11 protein-coding genes are annotated in these 14,326 nt (G+C 57.4%); all 11 read left to right on the forward strand.

Annotated elements, in window-relative coordinates; genetic code table 11:
* The first annotated feature begins 119 nt into the window (after positions 1–119).
* Positions 120–1,091 (forward strand): RNA methyltransferase, encoded by a 972-nt coding sequence (locus tag PT275_RS02315; RefSeq protein WP_277151979.1) that lies wholly within the window; start codon positions 120–122, stop codon positions 1,089–1,091.
* 159 nt (positions 1,092–1,250) lie between these two features.
* Positions 1,251–2,318 carry a phenylalanine--tRNA ligase subunit alpha gene (gene pheS, locus PT275_RS02320; protein WP_277151981.1) on the forward strand — a complete coding sequence of 356 codons (1,068 nt, stop codon included), beginning with the start codon at positions 1,251–1,253 and terminating at the stop codon, positions 2,316–2,318.
* A gap of 7 nt (positions 2,319–2,325) precedes the next feature.
* A complete protein-coding gene (gene pheT, locus PT275_RS02325) occupies positions 2,326–4,929 on the forward strand; it encodes a phenylalanine--tRNA ligase subunit beta (RefSeq protein ID WP_277151983.1) in 2,604 nt (867 codons plus the stop codon).
* A 99-nt stretch (positions 4,930–5,028) separates the two neighbouring features.
* Positions 5,029–5,895: a hypothetical protein gene (locus PT275_RS02330; protein WP_277151985.1), complete on the forward strand. Its 867-nt coding sequence runs from the start codon at positions 5,029–5,031 to the stop codon at positions 5,893–5,895.
* 266 nt (positions 5,896–6,161) lie between these two features.
* Positions 6,162–7,298, forward strand: coding sequence for an N-acetyl-gamma-glutamyl-phosphate reductase (gene argC, locus PT275_RS02335; RefSeq protein WP_277151987.1), 1,137 nt, complete (start codon positions 6,162–6,164; stop codon positions 7,296–7,298).
* Positions 7,295–8,476 carry a bifunctional glutamate N-acetyltransferase/amino-acid acetyltransferase ArgJ gene (argJ, locus tag PT275_RS02340; RefSeq protein ID WP_277151989.1) on the forward strand — a complete coding sequence of 394 codons (1,182 nt, stop codon included), beginning with the start codon at positions 7,295–7,297 and terminating at the stop codon, positions 8,474–8,476. Before argC ends, argJ begins: the two co-directional genes overlap by 4 nt.
* Positions 8,477–8,584: 108 nt before the next feature.
* A complete protein-coding gene (gene argB / locus PT275_RS02345; protein ID WP_280924662.1) occupies positions 8,585–9,577 on the forward strand; it encodes an acetylglutamate kinase in 993 nt (330 codons plus the stop codon).
* Positions 9,578–9,639: 62 nt separating this feature from the next.
* Complete coding sequence (locus PT275_RS02350; protein ID WP_277151991.1) at positions 9,640–10,932, forward strand: acetylornithine transaminase; 1,293 nt, start codon at positions 9,640–9,642, stop codon at positions 10,930–10,932.
* A 131-nt stretch (positions 10,933–11,063) separates the two neighbouring features.
* Positions 11,064–12,029 (forward strand): ornithine carbamoyltransferase, encoded by a 966-nt coding sequence (gene argF / locus PT275_RS02355; protein ID WP_277151993.1) that lies wholly within the window; start codon positions 11,064–11,066, stop codon positions 12,027–12,029.
* 89 nt (positions 12,030–12,118) lie between these two features.
* Positions 12,119–12,655, forward strand: a complete 537-nt coding sequence (gene argR, locus PT275_RS02360; protein WP_277153626.1) for an arginine repressor — start codon at positions 12,119–12,121, stop codon at positions 12,653–12,655.
* 121 nt (positions 12,656–12,776) lie between these two features.
* On the forward strand, positions 12,777–14,015 hold the full coding sequence (locus PT275_RS02365) for an argininosuccinate synthase (RefSeq protein ID WP_277151996.1): 1,239 nt from the start codon (positions 12,777–12,779) through the stop codon (positions 14,013–14,015).
* The last annotated feature ends 311 nt before the right edge of the window (positions 14,016–14,326 follow it).

Below are 14,326 nucleotides of genomic sequence, written 5' to 3' on the forward strand. Positions count from 1 at the left end.
ACAATCCAAAATCCGAACGCGTGCGGCGTGTGGCCGAATTGGAGAAGACCAGAGGCCGCAAAAAGTCCGGCAAGTTCCTTATCGAGGGGCCGCAATCCGTTCGTGAAATGGTTCGCTGGATGCCGGAAGTTGTCGAGGACTGCTATGTCCAGATGGACGAACGACAGTCTGGGCTGCTTTCGTCAGTGGTCGATGACATTGCGCGTGAAGCCGACGGGCAAGGGCTCTATATTCATCAGGTTACCGATGATGTGATGCACCGCATGAGTGCGGTCGCACAAGGCATTGTTGCGGTTGGCAATCTTGAAACCATGCAAAAGCGGATGGTTCAGGACTTTGAACGCGGGCTGGTTGATGAGGCACAAAAAAAGAAAGTCGTCCACAATGTCGCCACTCGAGGTACTGAAGTAAAAGGTGATGTTGGAACGGACGATAACGTACGTGAAGCTTCTCAATCAGAGGGCAATGAATTATATTCCATTACGTCCGGTGATACCGTGGCCGCATTCTGGCAGATACGTGACCCTGGGAATGCTGGAACAGTGATTCGTTCGGCCGATGCCGCCGGGTGCCGGGCCGTGATTTTTGTGGATGATTGCGTTGACCGGTTCAACCCGAAAGTCATCCGCTCCACGGCTGGATCGCTGTTCCATTTGCCGGTGGTCACGATGAGCACCGAGGAGTTCTTTGCATGGGCGCAAGCACAGGATCGCGAAGTGATGGCGGCGGATGTCTATGGAACCGAAAAAATAAAACCGGAATCGTTGATTGACGTGGTGACCGAGTTCGGTGAGTCGCAAAGCGGCGATGCCGATTATCGGAATGATCAAAGTCATGAATTATCGTCTGATGTTAAAAATGCTCGAAATATTCAGATCGGAGGCAATGCTGTCAATCAAGCTGGTCAACATTTTTATGCGATCCTATTTGGCAACGAGGCGCGCGGGTTGTCTGATGATGTGTTGGAACGTGTGCAGCGCATCGTCTCCATACCGCTGTATGGCAAGGCCGAATCGCTGAATCTTGCCACCAGCACCGCAGTGATGCTGTTCGCGCTGGCGATGGCATGTGACGCTGCGCAACGCAAGTAAACGGGTTTGTATATGGCGCGATAATCCACGCAAACGGACCTAGAGCTATGTCGAGTCATATTGAAACAATGAAAAGGCTGTAAATGCTTGGGAATCATGACTTTTGCACATGTTTTCTACGACATTTCAAGGTTTGGAAAATCGAAGGAAAGGGTACTCGTGGCACAGAGTGCGTCATTCGATGCCGGAGCAGTGACCGATGAGGTCGCCGAGGGCATCTCGAAAATCAAGAGTGCCTCCACCATGGAGGAGCTTAAAGCCATAAAGACGGAGTACGCCGGCGCTGAGTCAGCGATGACCCAGGCCAGCCGTGCCATCGGTGGGCTGCCAAAGGACGAGAAGAAGGGTGCCGGCCAGCTTATGGGCAAGCTGCGTGCCGATTTCGGACGTGCCTACGGGCTCAAGGAGGCACAGGTCAAGGCCCAGGAAGAGACCCGTCAGCTTGCCTCCGAAACGGTCGATATGACGCTGCCGATCGATCGTAAGCCGCTGGGCGCCCGCCACCCACTGCCCAAGCTGATGGAAGATGTCGAAGACCTCTTCATCTCCATGGGCTGGCAGATTTCCGCAGGCCCCGAAGTGGAAACCGAGTGGTACGACTTCGACGCGCTGAACTTCGGCCCCGACCACCCTGCCCGCCAGATGCAGGACACCTTCTATGTCAAGGGTAACCAGGCCAAGGATGCCGCCGGATTCGTGGGCTCCAACATGGTGCTGCGTACGCAGACCTCCTCCGATCAGGTCCGCGCGCTGTTGACCCGTGGTGTGCCGCTGTATATTGCGTCTCCTGGTCGCGTGTTCCGTACCGACGAACTCGATGCGACCCATACCCCTGTCTTCCACCAGTGCGAAGCGTTGGCCGTTGATAAAGGCCTGACGATGGGTGATCTCAAGGGCGTGCTCGACAAGCTGGCCGTCTCGATGTTCGGGCCGGAGGCCAAGAGCAGACTCCGTCCGAGCTACTTCCCGTTCACCGAGCCCAGCGCCGAGCTGGATCTCTGGTTCCCCGACAAGAAGGGCGGCCCTGGCTGGATCGAATGGGGCGGCTGCGGCATGGTCAATCCGAACGTGCTACGTTCGGCCGGCCTCGACCCGGACGTCTATACCGGCTTCGCGTTTGGCGTGGGCATGGAGCGCACACTGCTGCTGCGCCACGATATCAACGACATGCACGACCTCGTCGAAGGCGACGTGCGTTTCAGCAAACAGTTTGTGATGGGGGAGTGAACCAACAATGCCAATGGTAGATATTGACTGGCTCAAGGAACACGTCGAGGTTCCGGCCGGTCTGACATACGAACAGCTTGCCAAGGATCTGGTTCACGTCGGCCTTGAGGAAGAGGAGATTCATTCCTCGCAGGTCACCGGGCCGATCGTGGTTGGCTATGTGGTCGACTGCACGCCGGAACCACAGAAGAACGGCAAGACCATCAACTGGTGCCACGTCGACGTCGGCGACAAATACAATGACACCGACGAGACCGGCAACAAGGTGCCACGCGGCATCGTCTGTGGCGCGCCGAACATGGCGGCCGGCGAAAAAGTCGTCGTCACCCTTCCGGGCGCGGTATTGCCCGGCGATTTCAAGATCGAACCGCGCAAGACCTACGGCCATATTTCCAACGGCATGTGCGCCTCCGAGCGCGAGCTAGGGCTGGGCAGCGACCACAGCGGCATCATTCTGCTGAACCATTATGGATTCAGCAAGGAAGAGGCCGATGCGCTGAAGCCCGGCGACGATGCGATGCATCTGCTGCATCTCGATCAGCCGGTGCTGGAGATCAACATCACCCCTGACCGCGGTTATACGCTTTCCTATCGCGGCGTGGCACGTGAGTATCATCATTCCACTGGTGCTCCGTACACCGATCCGGTCGATGCACTGAACGCCGAGACCCCGAAGGTCGCCGAAAACGGCAAGGGCGATATTCAAGTCGAGATCGAGGACAACAACCCGATCCATGGCGTGCCCGGATGCGACCGCTACTATGCCCGTATCGTGCGCAACTTCGACCCGTCGGCCGAGACGCCGAGTTGGATGCGCCGTCGCCTGATCCGCGCCGGCATGCGTTCGATCTCGCTGGCTGTGGACGTCACCAACTATGTGATGATGGACTTGGGCCAGCCGATGCACGCCTACGACCTTGATAAGATCTGCGGGCCGATCGTCGTGCGTCGTGCCAACAAAGGTGAGACCCTGACGACCCTCGACGGCAAGAAGCACGATCTGAGCGTCGAGGACCTGCTCATCACCGATTCGCCTGACGGCACGCGTGGTTCCCGTATCCTCGGCTTGGCCGGCGTCATGGGTGGTCTTTACGGCGAAGTCACGGTCGATACCAAAAATATTCTCTTGGAATCCGCTCACTTCGACCAGGTGACCATCGCCCGTTCCGCACGTCGTCACAAGACCCCGTCCGAGGCTTCCAAGCGCTATGAGCGTGGCGTGGATTACGATTTGCAGCCCGCCGCCGCGCAGATGGCCGCCGACCTGATGGCCGAGTACGGCCATGGTGAGCCTTCCGACACTCCGGTTGACGTCAATAACACCCATCCGCGCGAGGCTATCGATTTCAAGCTCACCGAGACCAAGCGCCTCACCGGTCTTGATACGACCGACAAGCGTATCCGTGAGATTCTGGAAGACATCGGCTGCAAGGTCAGCGACGGTAAGGCTGAGGGTCACATTTCCGTGGTTCCTCCGACCTGGCGTCCTGACCTCACCATGCCCTGCGATCTCGTTGAAGAGATCGCGCGTCTCGTCGGGTACGACGAGATTCCGGTCACCATGCCTCTGGCCCCCGTTGAAGGTGAAGTCGGGCTGACCCCCGACCAGCAGCGTCAGCGTGACGTGGCCAACGAACTGGCCGAATACGGTTTGGTGGAGACGCTGAGCTACCCGTTCGTCGGCGATGCCGATTTCAAGGCGTTCGGTTACGACTCCGACGAGATCAAGCCGGTAAGTGTCGAAGTCGCCAACCCGTTGGCCGGCGACCGTCCGTACCTGCGTCGTGAAGTCCTGCCTACGCTCGCACAGACCGTACAGCGCAATCTTCGTCGTGGTCTCGAGAACATCTCGTTGTATGAGATTGGTCACGTCTATCTTTGGGATCCGAACGCTCCGGCCATCCCGGCTCTGCCTGGTGGTCAGCGTCCGAGTGATGAAGCCCTCAAGGCGCTTGATGCGGGACTACCTGAGCAACCGCTGCATGTCGCCGCGATCCTGACCGGGAAGGCCGTCGAAACCGGTTGGCTCGGCGAAAGCCGCAATGTCGACTACAGCGATGCCATCGAAGCGATGAACCGTGTAGTCGATCGCCTTGGCGCCAATGTCACCATCGTACAGCCAGAACCGCAGGATGTTCCGATGCAATGGCATCCGGGACGTGCCGCCAAGGTTATGGCCGGCGGCACGTTTGTCGGTATGGTTGGTGAGCTGCATCCGCACGTCAACACGGCGCTTGGCTTCCCAGAGCATTCAGCGGCGTTCGAGCTGAACCTAACCGCCCTCTTCGCCACGCTGAGCGGCAAGCCAGTGCAGGCTAAGCCGATCTCGACCTTCCCGCCGGTCAAGCAGGATCTCGCTTTCACGATCCCCGATACAGTCACTGCGGCACAATTGCAGCAGCTCATTGAGGACGCTGCCAGCGATAACCTGGAGTCCATCGAGCTCTTCGACGTGTTCTCCGGCGACCAGCTGGGCGAGCATCAGAAGTCCCTTGCTTACTCTGTCACGTTCCGCTCTCCGGATAAGACACTCACCAGCGACGACACGGAGGCCATCAGAAAGGCTATTGTCGATAAAGCGGAAACGATTGGTGCACAATTGCGCGCCTGACGAGTATGTCTTAGGGCATCTTGGAAATTGAACGATGCGGAGTCTGCATACCGAAAGGTTCGCAGACTCCGCAAATTATCTACATGATTTTGGAGTGGCATGATGAATGAATCTGAAAACCCGTTCGACCAGAACGGTACGGAAGGCCAGAATCCGTCGCCCAATGCTGCTCCATCCGCAGGGCAAGACTCTCGGCAAACGCCGACAGAACCCTCGCAGGCCCCTCAAGAATCATCCGCTCCAGACAACACTTCGTCGTCCAATGGCGCCTCGCCTTCGCAGCTTCAGTATGGTCAGGTCAAGGTTCCGGAATACGGGGCCATGGCCAGTCAGTTCTCTCCTCAGTACAACCCGTATGTCTATGGCAAGCCTGATGACAGGCCTGCAAACCAGAACGCTCAGAATCAGACGAACCAACCGGTGAACTCGCCCAATGGCATGCCCAACCAACAGATGGGTGGTCCATTTGGCAACAATATGGGTGACGGTTATCAGAGAAATCCGAACAATCAAGGCAACATGCCTTATGGTGGATACAATCAAACGCCGGGAGGCTATGGCGGCAATCCGAATAATTCTTATGGTCAGCCTTACAACAACGGTCAGATGATGCCCGGAGAGCCGGGCTATCAGCCCGATATGCGCGACGGCATCGACATGAATGATCCCAACCAGAACCCACTTAAAGGTCATTGGGATCCGTTTGCCATCGTCTCCGTCATTCTCCTGTTCCTGCCGATTACGTTCCTACCTGTTATCACCGGAGCGGTTTCGATGTGGCGCACCAAAAAGTACCACATGAAAGGCTTTTGGGTGGCTGCTATCTGCACAGTGCTTGGTGTCGTTGCCACGGTGTTCGAACTTTGGCTGGTTTCCAAGGGCATCAATGTCAGCGATTTTACGCAGCAGCTGCAGAACCAATATGCGCCCGGTTCTGGTGGGGGAAACGGTTCGGTGAACGCATAACGGTGTATTTGCAAACTTGAATATTGAAGTTTGCAACTGCAAAATGTAAATAGGTATTCAATCAGCAGCCTTCCACTCACAACGATGAATGGAAGGCTGTTTTGCTTGTAAAAGACGATCAGCGTGATTTCGCCGACATCTATTGGTTAGTGTCTTTGCACAACGACCTTGCGAGCGCAGAAAATATGTCCACTATTTGGATGCATAAGTATGCATATTAATGAATATATGTAATGTTAGCATCATCTTCAAGAAAGGTGATGCCCATGAGCACATACACGGTGGCGGTGGCGGGTGCCAGCGGATACGCCGGAGGCGAGATGCTGCGGATACTGGCAGCGCATCCCGCATTCGAAGTCACGACGGTCACAGGGGATTCGTCGGCGGGTGACAGGCTCGGCAAGCACATGCCCCATATTCCGGCGCTGAAAGACATGGTCATCGAACCGACAAGCCCTGAAGTTCTCAACGGCCACGACGTCATCGTTCTCGCGTTGCCGCATGGGGTGTCGGGGGCGTTGGCGCAAAAGCTCAATGCCAAACACGCCATCGTCGACTTGGGTGCTGACCATCGTCTGGAATCAGGCGAGGCGTGGTCGCAATACTATGGCGGGAACTTCTTTGAACCTTGGGTCTACGGCATGCCGGAATTGATCGTCGGCAAGGACGATGAAGGTCATTACCGCCATCAGCGTCAACAATTGCCGGATGCGCCGTTCATCGCCGGACCGGGCTGCAATGTCACGGCGGTGACATTGGCTTTCCAGCCCGCATTGGCCGAGGGATTGGTGCAGACCGATGACATCGTCGCCGATCTTGCGGTGGGCTATTCCGGGGCCGGCAAAAACCTCAAACGCACCAATCTGCTGGCCGCAGAGGCACTTGGTTCCGCGACGCCGTATTCGGTGGGGGGTACACATCGGCATATTCCCGAGATCGTGCAGAATCTCACTCATGCGGCTTCCACGAATCTCAATGATGCCAATACGGCGAGCGATGATTCGGCTTCTGCCGATGGCGGTACCTCCGGTATCAACGTCGCGTTCACCCCGATACTCGTGCCGATGGCACGTGGAATTCTCGCTGTCGTCTCGGCCAGGCTCAGCGACAAAGGCGAGGCGATGAGCGACGAGCAAATTCGCCAGATTTGGAACAACGCCTATCAGGGCGAGGAATTCATCGAATTGCTCGATCCGGGCGAAATGCCGGCGACGGCGAATGTGTTGGGAAGCAACGAGGCGCAGGTGCAGATTGCCGTCGACCGAAACGCAAAGCGGCTCTACGGCTTTGCCGCCATTGACAACCTCAATCGCGGAACGGCCGGGCAGGCGGTGCAATCGCTGAACATCGCGCTCGGTCTTCCCGAAGACCAAGGACTGACAACGATAGGAGTGGCGCCATGAGCGTGACATTTGCAAAGGGCTTTTCGGCTGCCGGCGTCAATGCCGATATTTCGTCGAACAAGGCAAAAAGTGATTTGGCGTTGGTCGTCAACAATGGACCGCTTGATGCCGCTGCCGGCGTGTTCACCTCGAACCGTTTCTGCGCCGCTCCGGTGCAATGGTCACGCAAGGCCGTTTCCGATGGACATATCAAGGCCGTCGTCCTCAATTCGGGCGGTGCCAACGCCTGCACCGGGGAAGCAGGGCTGAAACAGAGCGAGGCCACCGCACTCAAGGTTGCTGAAGTCATTGGCGGTGAACAAAATGTCGCAGTAGGTGACATCGCCGTATGCTCGACCGGATTGATCGGAGAATTGCTGCCTTTGGATAAGGTGTTGGCCGGGGTCAGCAAGGCATACGAAATCTTAAGCGATGGTATTGAGGCCGGTGTCGACGCGGCGACGGCCATCATGACCACCGATACGAAGCCGAAAACCGTCAAATTGGAAGGCAGCGGCTACCGGGTGGGTGGTATGGTCAAAGGCTCGGGAATGATCGCACCCCAGCTGGCGACGATGCTGTGTGTCATCACCACTGATGCCGCCGTCGACGCAGCGCAATTGCAGACGGTGTTGGCCGGTGCCGCCGACAAATCGTTCAACCGCATCGACGTGGATGGCTGCATGTCCACCAACGATACGGTGTTGCTGCTCGCTTCGGGCGCTTCCGGGGTCGCTCCCGATCCCGACGAATTCGCGGATCTGATCCATCAGGCCTGCGCCAGCCTTGCCAGGCAGATCGTCGGCGACGGCGAAGGTTCCAGCCACGATATCAAGGTGACGGTAAGCGGGGCGCAAAGTGAGGATGCCGCGCTGGCCTGTGCCCGTGCGGTCGCCGGTTCGAACCTCCTGAAATGCGCCATTTATGGCAACGACCCCAACTGGGGGCGTATCGTCAGTTCCCTCGGGACGGTGCCTGTTGGTGTTGCCGCTTACGATTCGCAGGCGGTCACCGTCGACATCAACGGCGTACGCGTCTGCGAGCATGGCGGTGCCGGCGTGGACAGGTCTCAGGTCAAAATGGACGCACGTCAAGTCGATATCGATATCGACCTCAACAACGGGGCCGAAAACGCAACGGTTTGGACCGACGATCTGACCCACGAATACGTGCACATCAACGCTGATTATGAATCCTGAAACACTTGTTTCACGGACTTGGTCACCGCCTTTCTCATATATTAATAATGAGTTATTTAGACTTGATGACAATTCAAACAATTCGAATAATTCGAACAAGGAACGCAAATGGCGACAAACGCAGCAGAACAATCTGAGCAGCCGGTTCATTCGGTCGGCAACGGTACGAAAGCGGACGAGGATACGTTCGATGTGCACAATGACCTGAAAGATGGACAGAAGGCAGAGGTGCTGATCGAGGCTCTGCCGTGGCTCGAGGAATTCGCCGGCCAACGTATCGTCGTCAAATACGGTGGCAACGCGATGATCGACGAGCATCTGAAGCGCTGCTTCGCCCAGGACGTGGTCTTTCTGCATCAGGTCGGTATGCATCCCATTGTCGTGCACGGGGGCGGGCCGCAGATCTCAAGCATGCTGGGCGACCTCGGCATCCATTCCGAATTCAAGGCAGGCCTGCGCGTTACGACGCCGGAGATCATGAAGGTGGTGCGCATGATCCTCACCGGTTCCGTCTCGCGTGAGCTGATCGGGCTCATTAACGCGCACGGCCCGCACGCCGTGGGTCTCTCCGGCGAAGACGGGTCGCTGTTCGGGGCCAAACGGTATCGTCCGGTGATCGACGGGGTTGAAACCGATATCGGGTTGGTGGGCGAAGTCACCGAAGTCAATCCCTCGGCGGTGGAAAGCCTCATTGCGCAGGACAGGATTCCCGTGGTTTCCTCGATTGCCCCCAATGCCGACGATCCGACGGAGGTCTTCAACGTCAATGCCGATTCCGCTGCGGCGGCGCTCGCCGTTGCGTTGCACGCGCGCAAGCTGGTGATTCTGACCGACGTGGACGGACTTTATGCCGATTGGCCCGATCGTAACTCGTTGATCAGTTCCATTGGCGTCGATCGGTTGCGCAAGGTGCTGCCGAGCCTGCAAAGCGGCATGGTCCCCAAGATGCGTGCCTGTGTGCGGGCGCTGGACGGCGGCGTGCCGCAGGCGCATATCATCGACGGACGCCAGCCTCATTCCATCCTGAACGAGGTGTTCACCAGCACGGGCATCGGCACCATGGTCGTACCAGGCGACGGCATGAGGCTTAGACGGAGCTGATAAAAATCGTTACGAAATGATAGTTGAAGAAACCAACAAGAACACAAGAAAGCGGAAGTCTTATGAACGAGCAAGAACAGACAACGGCGATCGGTCCCAAAAGCCAGGAATGGATAGCCCGATATGAACAGGTGCACACCCATGCTTTCGGCACCCCGCTGCGGGTGATGGATCACGGCAAGGGCATGCATGTCTGGGATGTGGACGGCAACGAATACCTGGACTTCCTTGCGGGAATCGCCGTCAATTCGTTGGGCTATGCACATCCCAAATGGGTCAAGGCGGTAAGCGAACAGGCGGGGAAAGTCGCGCATATCAGCAATTATTTCGCCTCTGTTCCGCAAATTAGACTGGCCGAAAAGCTGCTGGAGATTTCCGGGGCGCCTGAGGGCTCGCGCGTCTATTTCGGCAATTCCGGAGCCGAAGGCAATGAGGCCGCGATGAAAATGGCCAGACTTTATGGCAAGACGCTTCCAGGTGGAGACCCTGAGCAAGGCGGCGCCCCCGCACGAATCATCGCGCTGACCCAAGGATTCCATGGCCGCACCATGGGTGCCTTGAGCGCCACTTGGAAGCTTTCCATCCGTGAGCCCTACAATCCGTTGCTTCCGGCGGTTCAATTCGTCGAAGCCGGTGATCTTGATGCCATGCAGGCGGCATTCGACCAAACCCGCAAGGGCGGTGTCGGTCCTGTGGCGGGCGTGATGCTCGAACTCATCCAGGGCGAGGCCGGTGTGCGTCCGCTCGATGCCGAATATGTCAAGGGCGTTCGCCGGATTTGCGACAACAACGATGCGTTGATGATCATCGACGAGGTGCAGACCGGCATCGGGCGCACCGGCAAATGGTTCGCCTTCCAGCGCGAGGATCTTTCCGGCGGCATCACCCCTGATATCATCACGTTCGCTAAAGGCGTTGCCGGCGGGTTCCCAATGGGTGGCATGATCGCGTTCGGCAAGCCGTTGGCATCCCTCTTTTCGCCAGGACTTCACGGATCCACGTTCGCTGGTGGCCCATTGGCTACAACGGCCGGATTGACGACGTTGCAGACCATCGAAGAGGAAGGGCTGGTGGCCAATGCCGAATCGCGTGGCCGACAGCTGCGTGAGGCCATCACGGCCTGCGGCAATCCGCTGTTCGTTTCCGTGCGAGGACGCGGATTGCTCAATGCCATCCAACTTGCCCATCCCTGCTCGCATGCCGCGATGAACTGGGCATTGGATCACGGGCTCATCGTCAATGCGGTCGCGCCTGATGCGCTTCGGCTTGCCCCGCCGCTGATTGTCGGCGCTGCAGACGTCGATCAGGCGGTTTCGATTCTCGCCGGAATCCCCGCCGATTTGTCTGACGACTGAAATTGGTTCCGACAAAGAGTATTCTATCTTGATAATTGTATAGCATATATACCAACATGTGGATAGAATTCGAATAATTTTTTGTTTATGCGGTATATTTTATAAGGTCAAATCAGTAAAAGGAGACGGTTATGGCAGGTGCGCTACGGCATATGCTGCGCGACGACGACGTAAGCCACGAGGAACAGAAGGAAATTCTCGAACTGGGTATGAAATTCTGGAAAAATCGCTACTACCATCGTCCTTTTGAAGGACCGCAGGGTGTTGCGGTCATTTTCGACAAACCCAGCACCCGTACCCGCTCCAGCTTCTCAGTGGGTGTCGCTGAACTTGGTGGTTACCCATTGGTCATCGACAAGTCCGGTTCTCAACTAGGCCGTGGCGAACCTGTCGAGGACACCGCCCGTGTCCTGACCCGCATGACCAGCGCCATCGTCTGGCGCACCTTCGGTCAGGATCGTGTGGAAACGATGGCAAAATTTGCCACGGTACCCGTAGTCAACGCCTTGACCGACCAGTTCCATCCCTGCCAGATCCTCGCCGATTTCCTCACCATCGCGCAGCACCGCGGGGGAGTCGACGCTCTTGCCGGCCAGAAAATCGCCTATCTGGGCGATGCGGCCAACAACATGTCCAACTCTTATCTGTTGGGCGGTGCGACGGCGGGCATGGACGTGTGTGTCAGTGGCCCCGAAGGGTTCCTTCCCGACAAGCAGATCGTCGCCGATGCCGAACGGATCGCTGCGCACAACGGTGGCTCGATTTTGGTGACCACCGACCCGCGTGAGGCCGTGGCCGATGCCGACTGCATCTTCACCGACACTTGGGTATCGATGGGTGAGGAAAGCGAATACGGTGTGCGGTCCAAGCCGTTTTGGGACTATCAGGTCAACGACGAGTTGATGAGACTCGCCAAACCCGACGCGCTCTTCCAGCATTGCCTGCCGGCCTATCGCGGCAAAGAGGTCACCGCGTCGGTGATCGACGGGCCGCAATCGGTGGTGTGGGATGAGGCCGAAAATCGGCTGCACGCCCAGAAGGCCTTACTGACTTGGCTGATCGGTATGCAACGAGACGACAAGGATCTGCTTCGATGAACGATTCACAGGATAGCGATATTACAGGCACTGCCGATATGACAAACACAGTTGGTAATCGACATGATTCCGCCGATTCGGCCGGGATAATGAAAGAAGGGCAGGAGACGGAAACCAAACTCCAACATCCGACCAACAGAACCGCCCGTCTGAGCGTCATTGAGGAGCTGCTGACGAATTCGGTCGTTTCCTCACAAGGCCAGCTTCTCGACCTGCTTGCCGAACGCGGCATCGAGGTCACCCAGGCGACGTTGAGCCGCGATCTCGACGAGATGAAAGCCGTGAAGACCAGACTCAAAAGCGGGGAAATGGCCTATACGCTGGGAGTGGAGCCGGAATTCGACGATGTCACTGCCGAGAAAATAGACCAGCAGCTTTCGCGTGGCCTTTCCGGTCTGATCACTTCTGCAGCGGCGGCGCGCAATCTGGTCATCGTGCACACCCCCTCTGGTGCGGCGCAATACATGGCCAGCGTCATTGACAAGCAACCCATTGACGGGATCCTGGGAACCGTCGCCGGCGACGACACGGTGCTGTTGGTGTGCAGCGACGATGACGCGGCCATCGGGCGTATGCAATGGCTGCTCGACATCGTCTCGCGCGGACAGGGTACCTCCAGAAAATAACGGTAGAAAGTAGTGTTTTCAAGTTGCCGGTCTCGAAATTCGGACACTTTGGTGATCTGATTGAATATGTATACAGAAGAGTGTATATATTAGTGTATAAATTCTTGAAGAAAGGGTTGTCATGAGCGATAAGAACCGCATCGTACTGGCGTATTCCGGGGGTCTCGATACCTCTGTGGCCATTCCGTATCTGAAGGAGCGCACCGGCAAGGATGTCGTCGCTGTTTCCCTTGATGTCGGCCAGGGGGGCGAAAGCCTTGAGACCATCCGCCAGCGCGCGTTGGCTTGCGGCGCCGTCGAGGCGTATGTCGTCGACGCCCGCGAGGAGTTCGCCAAGGAATACTGCATGCTGGCACTGAAGGCCAATGCCAAGTACGAAGGCGTCTATCCGCTGGTTTCCGCCATTTCACGTCCGTTGATTTCCAAGCACCTCGTCCGGGCCGCCCATCAGTTCGGCGCGGACACCATCTCGCATGGCTGCACCGGCAAGGGCAATGATCAGGTCCGTTTCGAGGTCTCCATCGCCTCCATCGACCCGAACTTGAAGGCCATCAGCCCGATTCGTGACCTTTCGCTGACCCGTGACGTCGAGATCCAGTTCGCCAAGGACCATAAGCTGCCGATCACGCAGACCGAGAAGAGCCCGTATTCCATCGACCAGAACGTTTGGGGTCGTGCCATCGAGACCGGCTTCCTCGAGGATCCGTGGAACGGGCCGACCAAGGACTGCTATACCTACACCGACGATCCGGCCTTCCCGCCGGTCGAGGATGAGGTTGTCATCGAATTCAAGCAGGGCGTTCCCGTCAAGATTGACGGCAAGGAAGTCACCCCGCTGCAGGCCATCGAAGAGATGAACCGTCGCGCCGGAGCCCAGGGCATCGGCCGCATCGACCTGATCGAAGACCGTCTCGTCGGTATCAAGTCCCGCGAACTCTACGAAGCACCGGGTGCCGTGGCGCTGATCGCCGCGCACGAGGAACTCGAGAACTGCTGCCTCGAACGCGAGCAGCACCGCATCAAGCGCGACATCGACAAGCGCTGGGCCGAGCTGGTCTACGACGCGCAATGGTTCTCGCCCGCGGTCCGCTCGCTGAACGCCTTCATCGAAGACACGCAGCGCTACGTTTCCGGCGAGATCCGCATGGTCATGCACGGAGGCCGTGCCGTGGTCACCGGCCGTCGCAGCGATTCCTCGCTCTACGACTACAAGCTCGCCACCTACGATTCGGGCGACACCTACGACCAGAATGCCTCCAACGGCTTCATCTCGATCTACGGCCTGCCCGACAAGGTCGCCGCTGCCCGCGACGTCAAGTTCGGCAACGGCATCGAGGTCCCGGACAACTCCGTCGAATAGTTAGTTTTACTATATCGAAAACACTGTTTAACAATCCTCATTTTTCAGGTTATTAACTGTGGGGGAGGGATTGGGATATACAATGTCCGACACGCTCCAGGCCGCTCTGGCCAAGTCTTTACGGTCGGACATCGCATATCCCAATCCCTCCTTTGACTCATGTTGAGTAAATCTGAATTATGGGCATTGGTTTTTACAGTCGTGATTGAGGTCCGGGGATATGCGTTGTTACGGCGTAAGACACGGCCGGCGAAATCAGAGATTTTGCCTTCGCGCTCAAGTATCGCGTTCACTGCGCCTACAGTAAGTCC

Origin of the sequence: Bifidobacterium sp. ESL0745 (assembly GCF_029433335.1) — a bacterium.
Classification (GTDB): Bacteria; Actinomycetota; Actinomycetes; order Actinomycetales; family Bifidobacteriaceae; genus Bifidobacterium.

What these genes read in the sequence shown, in the direction of transcription:
- PT275_RS02330 (WP_277151985.1), top strand. Translation starts at nt 5,029, where the DNA reads ATGATGAATGAATCTGAAAACCCGTTCGACCAGAACGGTACGGAAGGC.
- pheT (WP_277151983.1), top strand. Translation starts at nt 2,326, where the DNA reads ATGCCAATGGTAGATATTGACTGGCTCAAGGAACACGTCGAGGTTCCG.
- PT275_RS02350 (WP_277151991.1), top strand. Translation starts at nt 9,640, where the DNA reads ATGAACGAGCAAGAACAGACAACGGCGATCGGTCCCAAAAGCCAGGAA.
- argR (WP_277153626.1), top strand. Translation starts at nt 12,119, where the DNA reads ATGAAAGAAGGGCAGGAGACGGAAACCAAACTCCAACATCCGACCAAC.
- PT275_RS02365 (WP_277151996.1), top strand. Translation starts at nt 12,777, where the DNA reads ATGAGCGATAAGAACCGCATCGTACTGGCGTATTCCGGGGGTCTCGAT.
- argC (WP_277151987.1), top strand. Translation starts at nt 6,162, where the DNA reads ATGAGCACATACACGGTGGCGGTGGCGGGTGCCAGCGGATACGCCGGA.
- argJ (WP_277151989.1), top strand. Translation starts at nt 7,295, where the DNA reads ATGAGCGTGACATTTGCAAAGGGCTTTTCGGCTGCCGGCGTCAATGCC.
- PT275_RS02315 (WP_277151979.1), top strand. Translation starts at nt 120, where the DNA reads ATGCCGGAAGTTGTCGAGGACTGCTATGTCCAGATGGACGAACGACAG.
- argB (WP_280924662.1), top strand. Translation starts at nt 8,585, where the DNA reads ATGGCGACAAACGCAGCAGAACAATCTGAGCAGCCGGTTCATTCGGTC.
- argF (WP_277151993.1), top strand. Translation starts at nt 11,064, where the DNA reads ATGGCAGGTGCGCTACGGCATATGCTGCGCGACGACGACGTAAGCCAC.